This window comes from Flavobacterium frigidum (genome assembly GCF_048286795.2).
Map to the genome: position 1 here is coordinate 55,111 of NZ_JBLVPT020000015.1, position 22,180 is coordinate 77,290.

Annotated in this window: 18 protein-coding genes and 1 other RNA gene; 14 read left to right on the forward strand and 5 right to left on the reverse strand. The window is 33.1% G+C overall.

What is annotated here, in order from left to right; translation table 11 throughout:
• Positions 1 to 60: 60 nt before the first annotated feature.
• Positions 61 to 1,344 carry a dicarboxylate/amino acid:cation symporter gene (locus tag ACNQGB_RS13280; protein WP_417944298.1) on the forward strand — a complete coding sequence of 428 codons (1,284 nt, stop codon included), beginning with the start codon at positions 61 to 63 and terminating at the stop codon, positions 1,342 to 1,344.
• Positions 1,345 to 1,556: 212 nt separating this feature from the next.
• Positions 1,557 to 3,758 (forward strand): response regulator, encoded by a 2,202-nt coding sequence (locus ACNQGB_RS13285; RefSeq protein WP_417944297.1) that lies wholly within the window; start codon positions 1,557 to 1,559, stop codon positions 3,756 to 3,758.
• A 110-nt stretch (positions 3,759 to 3,868) separates the two neighbouring features.
• Here the strand turns inward: ACNQGB_RS13285 and ACNQGB_RS13290 are convergent, their stop codons facing one another.
• On the reverse strand, positions 3,869 to 5,122 hold the full coding sequence (locus tag ACNQGB_RS13290) for a DEAD/DEAH box helicase (protein WP_417944296.1): 1,254 nt from the start codon (positions 5,120 to 5,122) through the stop codon (positions 3,869 to 3,871).
• A gap of 139 nt (positions 5,123 to 5,261) precedes the next feature.
• Entirely contained in the window at positions 5,262 to 6,293 is a 1,032-nt protein-coding gene (locus ACNQGB_RS13295; RefSeq protein WP_417944295.1) for a formimidoylglutamase, read from the reverse strand.
• Positions 6,294 to 6,397: 104 nt separating this feature from the next.
• On the opposite strand from ACNQGB_RS13295, the gene ACNQGB_RS13300 reads away from it, so the two are divergent.
• The gene (locus tag ACNQGB_RS13300) at positions 6,398 to 7,282 is read left to right on the forward strand and encodes a hypothetical protein (protein WP_417944294.1); all 885 of its coding nucleotides are present in this window, start codon (positions 6,398 to 6,400) and stop codon (positions 7,280 to 7,282) included.
• Between the two features lie 49 nt (positions 7,283 to 7,331).
• On the opposite strand, the gene hutI is transcribed toward ACNQGB_RS13300, so the two are convergent.
• On the reverse strand, positions 7,332 to 8,570 hold the full coding sequence (gene hutI, locus ACNQGB_RS13305) for an imidazolonepropionase (RefSeq protein ID WP_417944293.1): 1,239 nt from the start codon (positions 8,568 to 8,570) through the stop codon (positions 7,332 to 7,334).
• A 10-nt stretch (positions 8,571 to 8,580) separates the two neighbouring features.
• Positions 8,581 to 9,633 (reverse strand): glutaminyl-peptide cyclotransferase, encoded by a 1,053-nt coding sequence (locus ACNQGB_RS13310; RefSeq protein ID WP_417944292.1) that lies wholly within the window; start codon positions 9,631 to 9,633, stop codon positions 8,581 to 8,583.
• Between the two features lie 87 nt (positions 9,634 to 9,720).
• On the opposite strand from ACNQGB_RS13310, the gene ffs reads away from it, so the two are divergent.
• The 4 genes from ffs to fsa all read left to right on the forward strand — a co-directional run bounded on the left by ffs (position 9,721) and on the right by fsa (position 11,740).
• An RNA gene (ffs, locus tag ACNQGB_RS13315) (signal recognition particle sRNA small type) lies at positions 9,721 to 9,818 on the forward strand.
• A gap of 108 nt (positions 9,819 to 9,926) precedes the next feature.
• Positions 9,927 to 10,730 (forward strand): SDR family oxidoreductase, encoded by an 804-nt coding sequence (locus ACNQGB_RS13320; RefSeq protein WP_417944291.1) that lies wholly within the window; start codon positions 9,927 to 9,929, stop codon positions 10,728 to 10,730.
• Positions 10,731 to 10,733: 3 nt separating this feature from the next.
• Positions 10,734 to 10,934 (forward strand): hypothetical protein, encoded by a 201-nt coding sequence (locus ACNQGB_RS13325; protein WP_417944290.1) that lies wholly within the window; start codon positions 10,734 to 10,736, stop codon positions 10,932 to 10,934.
• A gap of 149 nt (positions 10,935 to 11,083) precedes the next feature.
• Positions 11,084 to 11,740, forward strand: coding sequence for a fructose-6-phosphate aldolase (gene fsa, locus ACNQGB_RS13330; RefSeq protein WP_417944289.1), 657 nt, complete (start codon positions 11,084 to 11,086; stop codon positions 11,738 to 11,740).
• 106 nt (positions 11,741 to 11,846) lie between these two features.
• On the opposite strand, the gene ACNQGB_RS13335 is transcribed toward fsa, so the two are convergent.
• Positions 11,847 to 13,523 (reverse strand): MFS transporter, encoded by a 1,677-nt coding sequence (locus ACNQGB_RS13335; protein ID WP_417944288.1) that lies wholly within the window; start codon positions 13,521 to 13,523, stop codon positions 11,847 to 11,849.
• Positions 13,524 to 13,980: 457 nt separating this feature from the next.
• Between ACNQGB_RS13335 and ACNQGB_RS13340 the strand changes: the two genes are divergently transcribed.
• The 7 genes from ACNQGB_RS13340 (at position 13,981) to pdxH (ending at position 22,135) form a co-directional block, all read left to right on the forward strand.
• A complete protein-coding gene (locus ACNQGB_RS13340) occupies positions 13,981 to 16,017 on the forward strand; it encodes a beta-N-acetylhexosaminidase (RefSeq protein ID WP_417944287.1) in 2,037 nt (678 codons plus the stop codon).
• A 171-nt stretch (positions 16,018 to 16,188) separates the two neighbouring features.
• Entirely contained in the window at positions 16,189 to 17,808 is a 1,620-nt protein-coding gene (locus tag ACNQGB_RS13345) for an ABC-F family ATP-binding cassette domain-containing protein (protein ID WP_417944286.1), read from the forward strand.
• A 474-nt stretch (positions 17,809 to 18,282) separates the two neighbouring features.
• Complete coding sequence (pyrR, locus tag ACNQGB_RS13350; protein WP_417944285.1) at positions 18,283 to 18,822, forward strand: bifunctional pyr operon transcriptional regulator/uracil phosphoribosyltransferase PyrR; 540 nt, start codon at positions 18,283 to 18,285, stop codon at positions 18,820 to 18,822.
• Positions 18,823 to 18,866: 44 nt separating this feature from the next.
• The gene (locus ACNQGB_RS13355) at positions 18,867 to 19,793 is read left to right on the forward strand and encodes an aspartate carbamoyltransferase catalytic subunit (protein WP_417944283.1); all 927 of its coding nucleotides are present in this window, start codon (positions 18,867 to 18,869) and stop codon (positions 19,791 to 19,793) included.
• A 72-nt stretch (positions 19,794 to 19,865) separates the two neighbouring features.
• Positions 19,866 to 20,198: a ribonuclease Z gene (locus ACNQGB_RS13360; RefSeq protein WP_309759786.1), complete on the forward strand. Its 333-nt coding sequence runs from the start codon at positions 19,866 to 19,868 to the stop codon at positions 20,196 to 20,198.
• 294 nt (positions 20,199 to 20,492) lie between these two features.
• Complete coding sequence (locus ACNQGB_RS13365) at positions 20,493 to 21,398, forward strand: ribonuclease Z (protein WP_309759783.1); 906 nt, start codon at positions 20,493 to 20,495, stop codon at positions 21,396 to 21,398.
• A 92-nt stretch (positions 21,399 to 21,490) separates the two neighbouring features.
• Positions 21,491 to 22,135, forward strand: a complete 645-nt coding sequence (pdxH, locus tag ACNQGB_RS13370) for a pyridoxamine 5'-phosphate oxidase (RefSeq protein ID WP_417944282.1) — start codon at positions 21,491 to 21,493, stop codon at positions 22,133 to 22,135.
• Positions 22,136 to 22,180: the final 45 nt, after the last annotated feature.

Here is a 22,180-nt window from a genome sequence, read left to right on the forward strand (position 1 = left end):
CTTGCCTTGAGAAGTATTTGTATGAAAATATAGAATAAATTTAATCTAAAAACCAATTTAATGAATACCAAAACAACCAAAAAACCATCCTTTTTTTCGGGATTAACAGGACAAATATTAATTGCAATGGTGTTAGGTGCTATTCTTGGCATCGTTATCCATAATTCAATATCAGCTGAAGCAGCTCAAGGTTTTAGTGCAAAAGTTAAAATATTAGCAACAATATTTATTAGGTTGGTGCAAATGATTATCTCACCTCTTGTTTTTACAACACTCGTTGTAGGAATTGCAAAATTAGGTGATATCAAAGCAGTAGGAAGAATTGGTGGTAAAGCGATGGGTTGGTTTTTTACAGCCTCGTTTATCTCATTGTTGTTAGGGATGTTGTTTGTAAATTTATTAAAACCTGGAGTGGGACTTAATTTATCAAATATAGATTTGGGTACTGCAGCTGATGTAACAGCGAAAACTCAAAATATATCTTTTGAAAATTTTATTGAGCATATTGTACCTAAAAGTATTTTTGAAGCATTAGCTACCAATGAAATTTTGCAAATTGTAATTTTTTCTATTTTCTTCGGTTTAGCTGCTGCTTCATTAGGAGATTATGTTAAGCCTGTTATCAATGCTTTAGATAAAACATCACACATTGTACTAAAAATGGTGAATTATGTGATGAAATTTGCTCCAATTGGAGTTTTTGGAGCTATAGCTGGCGTATTTGCAGTACGAGATTTTCAAGAATTAGCAATTACTTATTTTAAGTTTTTTGGTTCTTTCTTAGTTGGTATTTCTTCGCTTTGGTTGGTATTGATAGTGGTGGGATATATTTTTCTAAAAAGTAGAATGACTGTTTTACTTAAAAGAATTGTAAGTCCTTTAATTATTGCTTTTGGAACAACGAGCAGTGAAGCCGTTTTTCCAAAATTGACAGAGGAGCTGGAACGCTTTGGTGTTAAACATAAAATAGTTTCTTTTATGTTGCCATTAGGGTATTCATTTAATTTAGATGGTAGTATGATGTACATGACTTTTGCTAGTATTTTTATAGCTCAAGCCTACGGAATTGATTTAGATTTAGGAACTCAAATGACTATGCTTTTAGTTTTGATGCTTACCAGCAAAGGGATTGCAGGTGTTCCAAGAGCGAGTTTAGTTGTAGTTGCCGCTACGTGCGGAATGTTTGATATTCCAATTGAAGGTATCGCATTAATTTTGCCAATTGACCATTTTTGTGATATGTTCCGCAGCGCCACAAATGTTTTAGGAAATGCTTTAGCTACATCAGTTGTTGGGCAGTGGGAAGGTGACGATGAAAATGATAATGAAGTTTTGCCAGTGTAATAATAATTGAAAGTATTTTATAAATGCACTTATCATATGAAACCTGTTCAAGCAATTGAACGGGTTTTTTTATAAAATTTAAATGATTCGTTTTTAGCACAATTAATCACCTTTTTAAAATTACACATATTCAATTTATTTTAATAGATACGATATAATTATTCCTTTATTTTTTAACAATAAAATGTATATTTGATAAATATTATTTGTTTATGCAACATCTACGTATTGTTTTAATTTTAATCTTTGGTGTATATCTTTTTGGCGGAGATTCATTCGCGCAAACAAAAGTATATTCTCAGCAAGAAATCACCAAATTAAACGATAAAGCATCCCGCTACTTAAAGAATGCTAATTTTGAGAAATCGCTAAATATTTCTAAAGTGGCACTTCGTTCAGCCATGATAAGTAATGATTTACGATCTGCAGCCATTTCTTATACAATTATTGCTGGAAATTATGCGGAGATGGCTGAGTTTGATAAAGCAATATTTTTTTACAACAGGAGCCTTTCTTATGCTCAAGAAACAAATAATGATACCTTAAGAAAAAAAATCTTTAATAATTTAGGTAATATTTATTGTTTTGAGAAAATGCAATATGATAAAGGAATCAACTATTACAAGAATTCATTAATTTATAGCCAAAAATTAGCTGATAATTATCAGGTTTTTATGACTAAATTAAATATTGCTTGGGCTTATTTTGATAGTGGTTTTTTTGAAAAAGGTTTCCCAAGTTTAGAGTTTATCAACAAATACAACAAAACATTTGGAGATGAAAGTACTGTAGTCGCAGTAAATTTGTTGAATGGGATGTATTCTTCAAATAAAGGGAATCAAGATGCTGCTAGTTCCTTTTTTGAAGAAGCCATTAAATTTGGAAATCAAGGAAATGAGAAGTCTGATTTATCGTATTCTTACCTGGAGTATTCTAAACATTTGTTGAAAAATAGCGATTACAAAAAGGCGTATGAAAATCTTACACTTTACAATACTATCACCAACGATTTATACAACAAAGAAAAGCTTGAAAAAGCTAATTTAGTAGGTATAAATTTAGAATTAGATGCCTACAAAAGAGAAATTGATAAAATTGAATCAGAGAAACTGGCACAAGAACAAAGTATTCGCAAATCAAAAATCATTGTAGGATTGTTTGTTCTGATTGTTTGTATTTTAATAGTATTACTTTATACCTTATTCAAAAATAATAGTTTTAAGAAAAAAGCGAACATAAAGCTGTCTCAAACCAATACAGAACTCTTAGCTGCCAAAGAAAAAATAGAAGAAGTATCTGCGCTAAAAGCACAATTTTTTTCTACAATAAGTCATGAGTTACGAACCCCTTTGTATGGTGTAGTTGGAATTACTAATATGTTGCTGGATGAGCATAAAGAACTAGTTAATAGTCCGCATTTAAATTCTTTAAAATTTTCAGCGCGTTATTTATTATCATTAGTGAATGATATCTTGCAAATAAATAAAATTGAAGATAATAGAATTGTCCTGGAAAGTTTAACTTTTAATATTTCTGATGAAATTGAAATGATTAAAAGTTCGCTCTCCTTTATGGCTAAAACCAATGCCAACGAAATCATTGTGAATATTGATGATCGCATTCCAGAGTATTTAATTGGAGATAAGTTACGCCTTTCTCAAATCATTATGAATTTAGTCAGTAATGGATTAAAGTTCACAAAAAATGGAGTAGTAAGTATCCATGTTAATCTGGCAAAGGTGGAGAACAATTTTTATTTTTTAGAATTTAAAATTCAAGATAATGGGATTGGAATTGACCCTTTAGATCAAGAAAAGATTTTTGATAAATTTGTGCAAGTTAATAGAAAAGAAACAGATTATCAAGGAACTGGTTTAGGGCTTTCTATTGTTAAGCAGCTTTTAGGCCTTTTTGATAGTGATATTTCACTTCAAAGTTCTGTTGGGAAAGGAACTGAATTTCAATTTGTAATTGCGTTTGAACACAATATGGAACGAACGGCCGAAATTATTAATAACATACAAGTAGAAATTAGTTCCACACAAATGATACATGTTTTGGTAGTGGAGGATAATCGAATAAATCAAATGATTACCCGAAAAACAATTGAAAAAAATAATTACAAATGTAGTGTTGTAGACAATGGATATGATGCCTTAGATATTTTAGAAAAGGAGAATTTCGATTTAATTTTAATGGATATAAACATGCCGTTAATCAATGGTTTTGAAACTACAAAACTAATTCGGCTCAAAGGAATTGATATTCCTATTGTAGCATTAACAGCCTTTAATAAAGCTGAAATTACCGAAGAAGCACTTTCAGCAGGAATCAATGACATTATAATAAAACCATTTGACTCCTTTAAATTATTTGAAATTATCAAAATACTAACTTCTAAATCAAAAAAATAGTACGACACACAAAATCAAGTTGCATTAAACAAGCAATCAAAAAATTAAAAATAAAAACGCCTTTTGTTACCAAAACAAAAGGCGTTTTTTATGTTAGAATATATACTAGATCAATACCAACGTTTTTTATTTTGTTTAGAAACTTCCGATTTTCTTGATTTGTGTGCTCCTCCGCTTCGGTTTGAATTTTTTTGCTGTGAACCTGCCGGCAGTTCAGGACTTCCAGAATGCCAATGATATTGATGATCACTAACCGTTTTTACATCTACTTTTATAAGTTTTTGAATGTCTTTCCAGTAGGTATGTTCATCTTTACTACAAAAAGAGATTGCAATACCACCATTTCCAGCACGTCCAGTACGACCAATTCGGTGCACGTAGGTTTCAGGTATATTTGGTAGATCAAAGTTGATAACAACGGGTAATTGGTCAATATCAATTCCTCGTGCAGCAATATCAGTAGCAACTAATACACCAACTTCTTTATTCTTGAAAGCATCTAATACGCGTTGTCTTGCATTTTGTGATTTGTCACCATGAATGGCTTCTGCAGCGATATTATTTTTTCGCAACGCTTTTACAACATTATCAGCACCGTGTTTGGTTCTCGAAAATACTAGAACATCCGTTAGCTTTTCAGTATTAATCAGGTGGTATAATAAGTTTCTTTTTTCACCCTTTTCAACAAAATATACTCGTTGTTCTACATTTTCAGCGGTTGATGATACAGGCGAAACACTAACAGTTGCAGGATCAGTCAAAAACATTTCAGCTAATTCTCGGATGGCAATTGGCATTGTAGCCGAGAAAAATAAGGTCTGTCTGTTTTTTGGCGTAAGCTTTACAATTTTCTTGACATCATTTACAAATCCCATATCAAGCATTTGATCAGCTTCATCGAGTACTAAAGCATGTAAGTGGTCTAAATCGATGAAACCTTGTTTATGTAAATCTAGCAAACGCCCTGGTGTCGCGATTAAAATGTCAACCCCATTTTTTAAAGTATCTACTTGTGGATTTTGTGATACTCCACCAAAAATCGTAAGCTGAGTCAGATTGGTGTATTTTGCATACGTATCAAAACTTTGTCCAATTTGCACTGCTAATTCTCTGGTAGGTGTTACCACTAAGGCACGAATTTGTTTTGCTTTCTTTGAAGAACCAACAATTCGGTGTAATTGATGAATAATTGGTATGGCAAATGCACCTGTTTTTCCTGTTCCTGTTTGAGCACAACCAATTAAATCTCTGCCTGATAATACAATTGGTATTGATTGTTCTTGAATGGGAGTAGGGTTAAGGTAGCCTTGCTCAAATACGGCTTTTTGTATACTTTTAGAAAGTGATAAATCTTCGAATAACATATTTTTGGTATTAAATATCCTGTAATAAGTACAGAAATAGTGCAACAAAGATAGGATTATTATTTTTGATGGTTTTTTATATAGGATTTAAGAGTTGAATCACTACAAATTAAATACAAAACTGTACCTTCAGTACGGATTAAATTGAATTTGATTTCATGAAATCGGTGACTAAGTAACCTATAAGTTTACCTATCAAGTGATTGTTTTTTTCTTCACCTAGATCAGGCGCACCCTCACAAATATGCAAGTAGGTTGCGTTTTTATTTTTTGCAAAGTAAGAAATGAATTGACGAAGTTGCTCCACTGAAAAACCGCTCAAAGTCATTGCACTACAGGCAATATTTGGAATGGAATCTAAATCAATTTCAATTCCAAAAAAATCGTCATTTATAAACTCTAAAGCTAGAGCCATTTCTTGATTGAAATCTTTTTCTTTTCGAATGTTTACGCTATCGTAGGTATTGTATCGTACACGATCTTCTATTTTTTTTATAATATCTAAGACGCTTTTTGAAGTGTAATTTTCGTGTAAACCGAAAATAAAATATTTTTTTAAAAACCCTTCTTCAAAAGCATACGAAAAACCGTTCCCGCTATGTCGTCCCTCTAAAATTCTAAAATCGGAGTGCGCATCAAAGTTTATGGCATTGATTGGTTTTCCTTTGGCTAGAGCCGAACCTTTAATATTTCCGTAAGCATTATTGTGTCCGCCTCCTATTATTATAGGAATTTTTCCTAATTTAATAATATTAAAAATAATATGAGAAACATCTTTATCAATTTTTTCTACCAATTGACTCAGTTTAGAACGATCGTCAATATCATTAAAATCCAAATGCTCTACCTCTTTCATTTCGGCACTAACATTCAGTTGGCCTAAAATAAAAAGTTGGTTTCCTTTGCAAAATCGATTGTGCTGGATGTTAGCAATACTTTTAATGGCACTATCCCAAGCTGAAGCAGCGCCAGGTCTACCGAAATTCGCTCTAATGCCTATATCCTCTGGGATTCCAAACAACACATATTTTGCTTCACAAGTTGTAAGAAACGTTAATGGATCAGTGTCTTTTGGTACAGTTATCATTTTCTCACCAAATTTGATTTCACCACTGCGATGGTTCGTAATCTTCGCAAGATCTTTGATGGTAAATGGTATTATTTTTTCCATTAAAAAAAATATTTTTCATCAAAAATAATATAAATACATTAACTGACGTTATGAGGTGGTTATATATTGTTAAATTTGTAAAATAAATTAAATTAAAACTAAAAATGGAAAATCAAAAAAGTAGTTCAAGTCTCAAAGCGGTTGTAGCAATATTAGCTATATTATTAGTGGGGAGTTTGGTTTATATTTTTAAATTGACTTCAGATACCGAAACCGTAAAAACAGAATTGAAAACCACACTAAGCGATAAAGAAACAGTGATGAAGGATCTGGAAGAATTAAAATCGACTTACGATGCTGCTATTGCAGAAAACACATCGATGTCTGATGAATTAATTCAAGAAAGAGACAAAGTAGTTAACTTGATGTCTGATTTAAATAAGTCAAAAGGAGATGTTGCATCTTTAGCTAAATACAGATCGCAATACAATTCTTTACAAGGAAACATGAAGGTTTTAATAGCTGAAAATGATCAGTTAAAAAAGGCAAATACAACACTTACCGCACAACGTGATAGTACCGTTGTAGTGCTAGGCGAATCTAAGAAATACAACGAAGCGCTAACTGGACAAAATGAAGAATTATCTAGAGTTGTAGAAAAGGCAGCTAAATTGACGGTGTTGAACACAAGGGGTTCAGCATTTAAATTGAAAAGCTCTGGTAAAGAGGTTTCTACTGATAAAGCGAGCAGAGCTGATGTTCTAAGAATAAGTTACACAATTGCAGAAAATCAAGTTGCACAATCAGGTACAAAATCATATTACGTTCAGGTTATCGATAGTAAAAACAATGTTCTAGGAGACAAGAAATCAGAAACTTTTGGTGACGATACTCTCGTGTATAGTTTTATTTCGAATATTAATTACGAAAATAAAACTATTGATGTAACAGAGAACTTGCGAGGTAAAGATTTTCCAAAAGGAACTTATTATGTAAATATTTTTGAAAAAAATCAATTGGTTTCAAAAACTAGTTTTACTTTGAAATAAGAAAATTAGAAAATAAAAATCAAAAGAGGAACGTAATGTTCCTCTTTTTTTATGAAAAAATTTCACCTTCAATCAATACAGTTTCAATTAGATTACTGCCAAAAGCGTAAGGAATTTGATTGTAGGAGGGAATAGGTTTGGTAATAATTAGATTGGCTTTTTTACCAATGGTAATGCTTCCGTGGGTTTCAGATATCCCCATAGCATAAGCTCCGTTTATTGTAGCAGCATTTATGGCTTCGTCGGGTGTCATTCTCATTTTAATACAAGCAGTAGCTACAACAAAGTTCATATTTCCGGATGGAGTAGAACCTGGATTATAATCCGTTGCGAGTGCTAATGGAAGTCCCGCTGCAATCATTTTTCGTGCTGGAGTATAAGGAATACTCAAAAAATAAGAGCATGAAGGTAATGCAACAGGCATTGTCTCCGTATTTTTTAACGCTTCAATATCTTCTGGTTTCATTATTTCAAGATGATCTACAGAAAGGGCCTTGTATTTTACACCAGCCTGAATTCCGCCAATCGAATTAAACTGATTGACATGAATTTTTGGTTTTAAGCCAAATTGAATTCCTGCTTCCATAATTTGTTCGGTTTCCTCCACTGAAAAATATCCAGTTTCACAAAAGACATCTATAAAATCTGCTAGTTTATTTTTAGCAATTTCAGGAAGCATTTCATTAATTATTAAATCAATATAGCCTTTATGGTTTTCTTTAAATTCTAATGGGAAAGCGTGAGCGCCCAAGAATGTTGTTTTGATAGTAATTGGAAAGTTTTGAGATAATTGTTGAATTACTCGAAGCATTTTTAACTCACCATCAACTGTTAATCCGTAGCCAGATTTAATTTCTACTGCTCCAGTTCCCAAACGCATCATTTCTTCGAGCCGAATTTTTGATTGATTGTAAATTTCTTCTTCGGCAGTTTCATTGAGTTTTTTTGCTGAATTTAGGATTCCACCACCACGATTGGCAATTTCTTCATAAGTCATACCATTGATTCGATCTACAAATTCTTGTTCGCGGTTACCCGCATAAACAATATGCGTATGACTGTCACACCAAGAGGGTAAAACGATTTTTCCTGTTGCATCAATAGTTTTATCTGCGTTTATTTTAGGCAAATGATCCATCGAACCAAAATCTGCAATTAGGTTGTCATTAATTACTAAAAAAGCATTCTTAATTGTGGGAAGAATGGCCATTTCGGTACCACAAACTTTATCGATTGCTGTTTCCCGAACCTGCAATAATTCTTTAATATTTACAATTAATGTGATCATTTAGATACTGTTATTCTGAAATTTTAATTTCAAACATTTTATCCCAATTTTTTCCAGTTACAAAAATGGTTTTCGTTTTAGGATTGTAAGCGATTCCGTTAAGGACATCGGTATCTGGTAATTTTGTGATTTTTTTCTTTAAACCGGCAAGATCGATGATCGCTTCTACGGCACCATTTTTAGGGTTTATTATGGCGATGGCATCTTTTTGATACACATTACCGTAAATTTTCCCATCGATCCATTCTAGTTCATTAATGGATTTTATCTTAGTTTCAAAAGAGTAAATGTTCAAATAATCTACTTCTTTTAAGGTAGTTGGATCCATAATCCAGATTTTTTCGGTTCCGTCCGATTGGTATAAATTTTTCCCATCATTTGTCAATCCCCATCCTTCAATAGGTTTAAAATACGTAAACGTTTTCTCTTTCTGGAACGTATCTGCGTTATAAACATATCCTTCATTATTTTGCCATGTTAGTTGGTATACTTTATTGTTCAGAATTGTAATTCCCTCTCCAAAGTATTTGGAATCAAGGTCAGTTTGTTTGTAAACCTTTCCCGTTTTGTAATCTGTTTTTCGTAAACTAGATTTACCATATTGACCCGTTCCTTCATATAAAGTGTCACGATAAAACTCTAATCCTTGTGTGTAGGCTAATGTATCGTGCGGATACGTATTGAGAATAGTATATTTTAATAATTTAGGTTGAATGTCTGAAACTAATTCTACTCTTGTACTGGCCTCAGCATTTTGACCTTCATAGTAGACTATTGCTTTGAGGTTTTGATATCCTAGTTTTTGATCTTTAAGTTCAAAAGACAATTTCTCAACTCCTTTTTTTGAACCAACTTTTTTATCATTTACATAATAGATGATGCTGTCAATAGTTTTAGAATTTGAGTTCAAAATTGACAATGAAAGCGACTCTTTTGGGTTGTATAGTTCCTTGAATTTTGAATTATCAAAGGGAAATAAAGTATTTTCATTTTTTTTTGTGTCTGAACAGCTGGCTAAGGTGATTCCTAATAAAATGATAGATAGCAAGTTATAATTTCTCATAGTTTCTTTTTTTGATGTACCAATATACAACGATATTTTTAATGATTAAAGCTCTTGCGAAAATATAAAAAGGTTGTATATTTGCACCGGCAAGTCCTACACGACCAGCTCCTGCAGACTCCCCCAGGATGGGAACATAGCAAGGGTACGTGGTTGAGCGGTGCGATGTAGGTCGCTTGCCATTTTTTATTTAACTGATTTTCAGATTCTTTTCGAAATTTAAAACAATATTTGGTCTTCCTTCGGGAGGATTTTTTTATTTTTGGACTCTTCTAGCACAAATAGCAATACTAATGGGTAAAGTAGTTTTAATAACAGGCGGTTCGTCAGGAATTGGGAAATCGATGGGGGAGTATCTGCATCAAAAAGGCTTTATCGTTTATGGTACTAGCAGAAACCCAGACCGCATCTCGAATTCAGTCTTTCCTTTAGTGACTTTGGATGTCCGTGATACAGAATCCATTCAAGCGGCTGTTGCCAAAGTTATAGCGCTCACTGGTCGACTGGATGTAGTAATTAACAATGCAGGTATTGGTATTACGGGACCACTAGAAGAAATTCCGATGCAAGAGATTAAGAACAATTTTGAGACTAATTTCTTTGGTCCTATCGCAGTGATGCAAGCGGTATTGCCACAAATGCGCACACAACAATCTGGGTTGATTATTAATATTACCTCTATTGCGGCCTACATGGGGTTACCGTATCGCAGTATTTACTCCGCTTCAAAGGGCGCGCTTGAATTGGTAACAGAGTCGTTGCGTATGGAAGTAAAATCCTTTGGGATTGCTATAACAAATGTGGCACCAGGAGATTTCGCAACCAATATTGCAGCAGGTCGTTTTCACGCACCTGTATTGAAAGGATCTGCTTATGAGCAAACCTACGGAACTTCATTAAAAACAATGAATGCACATGTAGACAATGGTGGTAATCCTAATGAAATGGCAGCGGCCATTTATACTATTATTCAAAATCCAAGTCCCAAAATTCATTATAAAGTAGGCGCTCTGATACAAAAATTTTCGATTGTCTTGAAGCGAATTCTTCCGGATAAAGTATATGAAAAAATGCTTATGAACCATTATAAAATTTAGTCTATGAGTATTATTGCCGATTATTTACCAATTTTTTTTAGCATATTAATTATTGCTGGAATATTTTTTACTGTATATTATATTCTGAAATCATTAAGTAATAAAATTAATAATGCTGAACTTTATAGAGAAGATACACTTAATTTATTAGAGGAAATTAGAAATGAATTGCAAGAATTGAATAAAAAGAATTCTCTTAAGTAATTATAAGTTGTAATTTTGTACGCAATTTGCGTGAAGGATTGCAGCGGCATCCCTCGCTTTTTAGCGAGGATACAGCGGAAAGCCTGACCCGAAGTTTTTACGGAGGGTCACGCCCAAAGAATTAGAAACACACAATTAAATTATATATTATGAAATTTTTTATTGACACGGCTAATTTAGCTCAAATTAAGGAAGCACAAGCATTAGGCGTTTTGGATGGCGTTACAACAAATCCTTCGTTGATGGCCAAAGAGGGCATTACAGGAAAAAACAGCATTTTGAAACATTATGTAGATATTTGTAACCTTGTTGATGGTGATGTTAGTGCCGAGGTAAATGCGCTTGACTATGACGGAATGATTAAAGAAGGCGAAGAATTAGCAGATTTACACGAGCAAATTGTGGTTAAATTGCCAATGACCAAAGAGGGTGTTAAGGCGGCTAAATACTTTTCTGACAAAGGAATTAAAACAAACGTCACTTTAGTATTTTCTGCTGGGCAAGCTTTACTAGCAGCTAAAGCGGGTGCTACTTACGTTTCTCCATTTATTGGTCGTTTGGATGATGTGTCTACAGACGGTTTGGCTTTAATTGAAGAAATTAGACTGATTTATGATAATTACGGGTATGAAACTCAAATTCTTGCAGCTTCAGTGCGTCACACAATGCACATTGTAAACTGTGCTAAAATTGGTGCTGATGTAATGACGGGACCACTTTCGGCAATTTATGGCTTATTGAAACATCCTTTGACGGATATTGGATTGGCGCAATTTGTTGCTGATTTCGAGAAAGGAAATAAATAGATTTAATATTGCAGATTACCTATTTCGGAATAAATAAAAACTCCCATTTTGCTTAGCATAATGGGAGTTTTTTGGTTGGTTTGGTTTTGGTTAGTTTGTAATGAAATTAATGTCCTCCACCAACTTCTATTTCTTTTCCGATTCCTTGTTTTTCTAAAATTCCAATTACTTTCCATCCGTAGAATGCGATGAATGCAAAACATAAAACAGGAATAAAGTAGGAAGCATGAATTCCGATGATATCGGCTAGTTTTCCTTGTAATGGCGGAATAATTCCACCACCTAGAATCATCATAACCAAAAAGGCAGAACCTTGCGAAGTGTATTTACCTAATCCTGCAATTGCCAATGAGAAAATAGATGGCCACATAATGCTTAAGAATAATCCACCGCTCATAAAAGCAAAAATAGCTATTGTTCCAGTAGTGAATAAACCAATAAGCATGGCTGTCATTCCCATTAAACCAAATATCATTAAGGTTCTTGATGGTTGATCTTTCCCTAAAAAGAAACCAGTAATTTGAAACAAAATCACGAATGCGTAAGCATATAACGGTGTTACATCTTGACCAGAAATTGCGTTAGCGGCCAATACCACGCCAAAAGCGATATAAGGAACTACGATTAATAAGATTTTCTTTAATTGTGATGATGGGTTAAAAACGGTAATAGCACCAGCCCAACGACCAATCATTAAACTTCCCCAGTACATAGACATATAGGGTGCAAGTGCAGGACCAGTAATGGATCCAAACACATCCGTTTTCAATAACTCACCCAGGTTACTTCCTATTGTAACCTCGACACCTACATAAGAGAAAAGGGCAAGCATTCCCAAAACCAATTGCGGGTATTTCATGGCGCCCCATCCTTCAGGATTTTTTTGTGCTGTTGTATTAGCAAATAATAATCCAATAACAATGACTAAAAGTGTTGTAGCGGTTAATGCTAATCCTAAATAATCTTTTTCGTTGTTTGTGATAAAATGTTGGATAAAGTCAGCATCTTCGTATCTAGAAAATATGAAAGCAAAAATAGCTATTAATGTTACCGTAATTGCAATCAGCGTTTTCATAGCTTTATTTGCTGTTTTAAATGTTGAGTCACTTTTTCCTGAAGGTAATTTTTTAGAAAAATTAAATAAGGCTGCTGCTAATAAGAAAAGACCACCAACAGCAATATATAAAGTAATCATTGAATCAAGTGAATCCGCTTTTTGTGCAAATCTTTTTATGAATTTGTCATCTACTTCAATTAAAGGTATTGCTCCAAACAGAGCAATAGAAACTACGATTGGACCAATTGTGGTTCCTAATGAATTTATACCTCCCGCAAGATTTAATCTACTGGATGCTGAATGCGGTTCTCCAAGGGATGCTGCAAAAGGTTGAGCTGATGTTTGTTGCAATGAAAAACCAAGTGCTACTATAAATAAAGCTCCAAGAATAAAAAGGTAACTACCTTGAGTTACTGCTACTATCATTAATACAGCACCCAAAGTACTGATCAGTAATCCATAAATAATTCCTTTTTTAAATCCCCATCCGTTTAGAATGTCTTTTTTGGCAATACTACTAAATATGAAAAGCAATAAAGCTCCAACATAATACGCACCATAAAAAGCAAAATCAATAAGTTGACTTTGAAACTGGTCTAAGCCAAATTTAGCTTTACAAAATGGAATGAAAATTCCGTTTGATGCTCCAATAAATCCCCAGAAGAAAAATACGGTAATTAGCGTATAAAGTGCGGAATTATTGGACTTAGTTTGTTCTGAATTCATAGGTTTAATTTGGTTAATGATTATTGAATTGAATTTGATTCGATTGCAAGATTGTAAATATATTTGTTAAGTAAATTAAAAAAAAATAAATCACGCTAAATGTTGATATAATTATTAAATAACCATTTTTTGTTCTAAATGTCTGCTTTTTTTTCAAAGTTTACTGCATGCAAAACAATTAAAGAACAGGCTACAAATTAGAGTATTGGGTTATTTTGTAATATTGAGTTTAAATTTAGAGAATACAATAATTTTACGACCTACTTTTTAGGAACTGTCAATTTGTTTTTTTCTCGCTATTTAAAAAAGGTATCTTTAACAATCATTAAAAAATAAAGTAGAAAGTGTACTTTAAAAATAAAGCAGAAGTGTATTTGAACCTATTATTTTAAAACCTATTCTCTAAATATAACTGTGCGTTTATCGAAATTTTAAAAATCTACAATACCAACTTCTTATGAAATTCATTTTAATTCTATTATTTGCTGGCATGGTTTCAAATGCTCAAATACAAAAAGAGCAATTGAACCTTATGCCTTGGCCTCAAAATATAAATTTAACCGAAGGTACTTTTGCTTTAAGCAAGAGCTTTAAAATAAATATTACAGGGGAACCAAATGGTAGAATTTTTATTGGTGCAACTAACTTTTTACGTCGATTGGATGGCAGAACAGGATTGTTTTTAGAGCAAGCCTTTTTGACTAAAACCAATGAATATCCCGAAGCCGAATTACAAATAAATTGTACTCGAAATGGAAAAATAGAAATCAATGAAGACGAAAGTTATCGGCTAACAGTTACTTCCAGTAGAATAGCAATCGATGCAACTACAGATTTAGGTGCTTTACATGGATTAGAAACACTTTTGCAATTACTACAAAACAACAGTACTACCTATTATTTTCCAATTGTTGAAATATCAGATGCACCACGTTTTACTTGGAGAGGACTAATGATAGATGCAGCTCGACATTTCCAACCAGTTGATGTCATCAAAAGAAATCTTGATGCTATGGCTTCCATGAAAATGAATGTTTTTCATTGGCATTTAGCCGATGACCAAGGATGGAGAATTGAATTGAAAAACCATCCTAAATTAACAAAATTAGCTTCGGATGGAAATTTTTATACGCAAGAGGAAATAAAAAACATTGTAAAATATGCAGATGACCGTGGAATTTTAATAGTTCCCGAAATTGATGTACCGGGACATGCTTCGGCACTGTTGACGGCGTATCCAGAAATTGGGAGCAAAGTAAGTGATAGCAAAGTATCCTATGAAGTACAGCGTAATTCAGGTATTTATAACGCAACTTTAGATCCTACTAATTCTAAAACATATGAAATATTAAATTCTATTTTTGATGAAGTATGCCCACTATTTCCGGGCAGTTACTTTCATATTGGTGGTGATGAGAACAATGGCAAGGAATGGAAGGTAAACCCAACTATTCAGCAATTTATGAAAGAAAATAGTATAGGAAACAAGAATGATTTGCAAACATATTTTAACATGAAGTTGATTCCAATGCTAAGAAAACATAACAAAAAATTAATGGGTTGGGAGGAAATAATGACCGAAAACATGTCTAAAGACGCCATAATTCATGCTTGGAGAGGAACAAATGAAGGTCAAGAAGCTGGCGGAGCATTAATCAAAGCTGCAAAAAGCGGATACAATACTATTTTGTCCAATGGGTTTTATATCGATTTGATGCTAGGTTTAGAAAGTCATTATTTGAATGATCCCTTGCCTAAAAAGATCATTCTTACTCCAGAGGAAAAAGCAAGGGTTTTAGGAGGAGAAGCTGCCATGTGGAGCGAACTTGTAACGCCATTAAATATAGATTCTAGGATTTGGCCACGAACCGCCGCAATAGCCGAGCGATTATGGTCAAACGCCGATGTAAATGATATGAACAGCTTGCGCAAAAGGTTGAAAACGATTTCTTTTCGATTAGAAGAACTTGGAATTACTCATATTAGAAACAAAGAAGTGATTTTAAGAAACATCAGCAACAACCAAGATACACGCGCATTGAATGATTTTTCGAACCTTTGTGAGCCACTAAAAAATTACAAACGCAATGGTGGCGGAAAGAAATACCGCATGCATTCCCCGTTAACCTTATTCGCGGATGCTTGTAACGCGGATGCTCCGGAAGCACTAGATTTTAATGCCGCTGTGAAAAATTATTTAGCGAATAAAATCAAGGAAAATAAAGCTGTGGTAACCGATTTTTTCAAGAAGTGGATTGCCTTAAACTCTAATTTAATTGCGTTGAGTGCTAATGCTCCCCTAATACTACCGTTGTTGCCTTTATCAAAAAGTTTAAGTGATGTATCTCAGCAGCTTTTGCTTGTAATAGATAAAAAACAAAAAGTTAACCAAGTGTTATTACAAGATTTATTGGAAAAATGCAATGAAAGAAGTCCTTCAGATGTAGAATTAGCAGTGTATGGAAGTTTGAAAAAATTAGTTGACTCAATTTAATCTGACTTTTGTTTGAAAAAATAGTGTCATTATGATCCTGAAATAAAGTTGAAATTATAATTAAATAAGTTAGATTTTATCATTCAAAACTGCTAAAAATGTATTTTTTTTGAGTTCAGTAAATCAGTATTTTTTTCGTATTTTTGCAAAAATTTTATAAAATAAACATTCATGTTAACAGTCAATAATTTATCAGTTCAGTTTGGCAAACGAATTTTGTTTGACGAAGTAAATACGACCTTCACACACGGTAATATTTATGGCGTTATCGGAGCCAATGGCGCTGGAAAATCTACTTTTCTTAAAATAATAGCGGGTGAAATGGATCCAACCTCTGGACATATCCATTTAGAGGTAGGAAAACGGATGTCGGTTTTAAACCAGAACCACAACATGTTTGATGAGAGTACCGTATTGGAGACCGTAATGATGGGGAATAAAACCTTGTACTCAATCAAAAAAGAAATGGATGCTTTGTATTTAGATTACAACGATTCTAATGCAGACAGAATAGGGGAGTTGCAAGTACAATTTGAAGAAATGAATGGTTGGAATGCTGATTCTGATGCCGCATCAATGTTGTCTAATCTAGGAATTACAGAAGAGCATCATTATACTTTAATGGGGGACTTGGAAGGAAAAACAAAAGTTAGAGTGCTTTTGGCGCAAGCTTTGTTCGGGAATCCAGACTTGCTTATTATGGATGAGCCCACCAACGATTTGGATTTTGAAACGATCGCGTGGTTAGAAAATTTCTTGGCTAATTATGAAAATACTGTAATTGTAGTATCTCACGACAGACACTTTTTAGACTCAGTTTGTACACATATTTCGGATATTGATTTCAGTAAAATAAATCATTATTCTGGAAATTATACCTTCTGGTATGAATCCAGCCAATTAGCCGCAAAACAACGTGCGCAACAAAACAAAAAAGCAGAAGAAAAGAAACAAGAACTAGAAGAATTTATTCGTCGTTTTAGTGCGAATGTGGCCAAGTCTAAACAAGCTACTTCTCGTAAAAAAATGATTAGTAAGTTGAATATTTCTGAGATAAAACCATCAAGCCGTCGCTATCCTGCAATCATTTTTGACCAAGAGCGTGAAGCGGGAGATCAAATTTTGAATGTACAAAACTTAAGCGCCTCTATTGATGGAGAAATTTTGTTTAAAGGTGTCGATTTGAATATGGCAAAAGGTGATAAAATTGTTCTTTTTTCTAAAGATTCAAGAGCGACAACTGCTTTTTATGAAATATTAAACGCAAATCAAACCGCAGATTCAGGAACTTTTGATTGGGGAGTTACAACTAACCAAGCCTATTTGCCAGGTGATAATCATTCATTTTTTGAAAGCGATTATTCTCTTGTAGATTGGTTGCGTCAATGGGTAAAAACGGAAGAAGAGCGTGATGAGGTAAACATCCGTAGTTTCCTAGGAAAGATGATTTTCTCGGGAGAAGAAGCTTTAAAAACCTGCAGAGTATTATCAGGAGGAGAAAAAGTGCGTTGTATGTTGTCACGAATGATGATGGAAAGAGCCAATGTTTTAATGCTGGATGAGCCTACCAACCACTTGGATTTGGAATCGATTACGGCTTTCAATAACTCATTAAAAAATTATAAAGGTTCCGTAATTTTCACCACACACGATCATGAATTTGCTCAAACCGTTGGAAATAGAGTAGTAGAATTAACTCCAAATGGAGCTATTGATAGATATATGACGTTTGATGAATACTTGGATAACGAAGGTGTTCAGGAATTAAGAACTAAAATGTATACCATATAAAAAGTGATTTATATAAAGTAGAAAATCTCCCGCAATAGTGGGAGATTTTTTTTTGAATTGGTTTCAAATATTAATTCGAAAGTATTGTTGTTTATTTTCTGCCGAAAATTTTGCTAATAATAAAGATTATAATGGCTATCACTGCAACAACTATAAATATACCAACACCAATTCCCGCTTTAAATATACCTTCAATAATGGAACAACTTGTAAATGAAAGGGATATTAGTAACAGCATTAGTATTCTTGTTATTTTTGTTTCCATGGTTTTATATTTTAAACTATTAATTATTAATTTTCAAAATTACAGTTTGCCTGAAAGTATTTGTTATATAATTTTTATAGATTGTTATAAAATTGACTTTCAAAATATCGCTGCTGGTCGAAATATTGGAGCATACATTTTCTATATTTTTATTTATAAAATGATACATTTGAATTTGTATATTTGACAAACAAAATTACACAAGTACAATGAGCCAAAAAGTATTACTTACTGCAAAAGAAGTTACTATCATATTGCATCGTTTGGCTTGTCAATTAATTGAAAAACACCTAGATTTTACCGATACAATATTAGTAGGAATTCAGCCCCGAGGTGTTTTTTTAGCTGAGCGCTTAAAAGAAATTTTAGAAAAAGAATATCAAACTCCAGAAATTCAGCTAGGTTATCTCGATATTACTTTTTTTAGAGATGATTTTAGAAGAACTGACAAGCCATTAGAAGCCAATAAAACCAAAATTAATTTTATCGTTGAAAATAAAAAAGTCATCTTTATAGATGATGTATTATTTACAGGGCGCAGTATTCGTTCTGCTTTAACAGCTATACAATCATTTGGCCGACCATCAGAAATTGAACTTTTAGTTCTTATTGACAGACGTTTCAGCCGCAATTTACCCATACAACCGGATTATAGAGGCCGACAAGTTGATGCGATTAATAATGAAAAAGTAAAAGTAAGTTGGAAAGAAAATGAGGGAGAAGACGGGGTGTATTTAATTACCAGTTAGGTTGTTTCAATACTAGCTATTAAAAATTATAATCGTAAACAAAAATGAAAGAATTAAGCGTAAATCATTTATTAGGTATTAAATACATCAATAAGAATGATATTGACCTCATTTTTGAAACAGCCGATCATTTTAAAGAAGTTATCAATCGACCAATCAAGAAAGTACCTTCATTACGAGATATTACCATCGCCAATATTTTTTTCGAAAATAGTACTAGAACAAAACTCTCATTCGAATTAGCTCAAAAACGTTTATCTGCTGATGTTATTAGTTTTTCGGCAGCACAATCTTCAGTCAAAAAAGGAGAAACTCTAATAGATACCGTTAATAATATACTTTCGATGAAAGTTGATATGGTAGTCATGCGTCATGCAAATCCTGGTGCTGCTTATTTTTTATCGAAAAACGTAAAAGCCAGTATTGTAAACGCCGGTGATGGGGCGCACGAGCATCCTACACAAGCATTATTAGATAGTTATTCCATTCGCGAAAAACTAGGTGAAGTTGGTGGAAAAAAAGTGGTAATTGTTGGTGATGTTTTGCATTCAAGAGTTGCTTTGTCTAATATTTATGCGTTGAAAATGCAAGGTGCAGAAGTTAAAGTTTGCGGACCAAAAACGCTTATACCAAGATATATTGAATCTCTTGGTGTAACGGTTGAACCTAATTTGATAAAAGCCCTAGAGTGGTGCGATGTGGCCAATATGTTACGCGTGCAAAACGAAAGAATGGATGTGAATTTTTTTCCTTCTACACGAGAATATGCACAGCAATATGGTGTAGATAAAACTATTTTAGACTCCTTGAACAAAGAGATTGTTATTATGCACCCTGGACCTATCAATCGCGGTGTAGAGATTACTAGCGAAGTGGCTGATTCCAATCAATCTGTAATTCTAAACCAAGTCGAAAACGGTGTCGCTGTTAGAATGGCGGTAATTTATCTTTTGGCTTCAAAAATTCAATAGTTTAAGGTAAAAAAATGCAAAACAGCTATTTGTGAAATCATCTACGAAAAGTAGACCTAAAAATTAATAAAGATGAAAGTAGATCAAAAAGGACACACAATTAACATTAGAGATACTCAGGGTGATTTTACTTCTTTTCTAATGAAGATTACGCATCAATATAAAACATTTGAAAAACACAACATCATTGTTGATCTTTTAAAGCACACAGATTTGACTACAAATGATATTAAATTATTTATGCCGTTGTCAAAACTTCATAAAAAAGCTAAAAAATCGTTTGTTATCGTTACTGCTGATTTTGATTATAATGCAGTTCCTGCAAAACTGACTGTAGTTCCGTCTTTATTGGAAGCACATGACATAATTGAAATGGAAGAAATAGAAAGAGATTTAGGATTTTAAAACAAGTAATGCATTTTAAAACTAACATCAGGAAAGTGCCTCATCTTAGTATTGTTTTATTAGTGGTGGCTACGATACTACTTTGCCTTAATTTGTATTCTTTATGAACAATAAATGATTTACACAGTTATTGGGGAATAATCGCTAATTTACTAGTAGCAATTTCACTGGCTTTAAAAATAAAAAAATACAACAAGGAAAAAAATCTTGATAGTTTGTAAATAAGTTTTAAAAAACTAGCCTAGTACTGTTCAATATTTACTTGTATCCTAACTTTTAAAATGAAATTAGAAATTGAAACTAACAATACTAGGTTGCTATGCCGCAACTCCCAGAACGTTTACGAATCCTACTTCACAGATTCTAGAAATAAAAAATAGAATTTTTCTTATTGATTGCGCCGAAGGTACTCAGGTGCAATTGCGAAAAAACAAAATCCGTTTTTCGAAAATCAATCATATTTTTATTTCTCATTTACATGGCGATCATTTTTTTGGATTAATTGGTCTAGTGTCCACATTTACACTCTTGAACAGAACTACAGATTTACATATTTATGGTCCAAAGGGAATTCAGGAAATCATTAAGTTACAGTTGAGGTTGTCCAATTCTTGGCCCAATTATAGTTTGTTTTTTCATGAATTAGAATCTAACGAAAGTGAAATTATTTTTGAAGACCAAAAAGTAGTAGTAAAAACCATCCCGTTAAAGCACCGAGTATACACCAATGGCTTTTTGTTTGAAGAAAAAATTGGAGAGCGAAAATTGAATATGGATGCTGTTCAAAATTATAAAATTGATATCTGCTACTATCAAAATATTAAAAACGGCAAAGACATTACGCTTGATAATGGTAAAGTAATTGAAAATGCAAAGTTGACATTTGATCCTATTGCTCCAAAAAAATATGCATTTTGTTCTGATACTGCATATCATGAAGCGATACTTCCTATTATTAAAAATGTCGATGTTTTGTACCACGAAGCAACTTTCTTGCAATCAGAAGAAAGCTTGGCAAAAAAGACATTACACTCCACATCCAAAGAAGCAGCTACAATTGCATTAAAAGCGAATGTCAAGCAATTAATTCTGGGACATTATTCAACTCGATACGAAAATATTGATTTTTTTAGAGAAGAAGCTGCTGCGATTTTCCCCGAGGTTGTATTGGCTGATGATGGCAAAATTTTTGAATTTTAAATAAATCAATTTTTTTGCTTAGCCGGTTATCTGTATCTAAATCTATTAAAATGCATCATATAATTATTGAATAATCTTAAAAACATATAACAATGAACGATTTAAGTAACTACAGAAAGTCTTACGATAAGAGTGAGCTATTAGAATCAAGTATACCAGACAATCCAATTAGCCTTTTTAACACATGGTTTCATGAAGTAGAGGACCTTGGAGGAGATAGCGAAGTTAATGCCATGACAGTATCTACAATTGGTCTAGATGGGTTTCCAAAGGCTAGAGTAGTTTTGTTGAAAAATTTTGATGAAGAAGGGTTTGTTTTTTACACCAATTATAATTCAGAAAAGGGTAAGGCAATTGATCAAAATCCTAATATTTGTCTATCGTTTTTTTGGCACACAATGGAACGACAAGTAATTATTAAAGGTATCGCTAAAAGAACAACGGAAGAAACTTCGGATCGTTATTTTGACTCTAGACCTGATGGCAGTAAACTAGGAGCTATCGTTTCTAATCAAAGTGAAATTATTCCGTCTCGTGACTTTTTAGAAAATAATCTAAAACAATTGGAGAATGATTTTAAAAATGTACCAATCCCACGACCTGTGCATTGGGGAGGATTTCTTGTAACCCCTTTAGAGATAGAATTTTGGCAGGGAAGGCCTAATCGATTGCACGATAGAATCAGGTATAGTGCTTATAATCAGCTTTCTTGGAAAATAGATCGCCTCTCTCCATAATGTAGGAAATATGCATATTTAAATGTTTTTTTTATGTAGTTTATC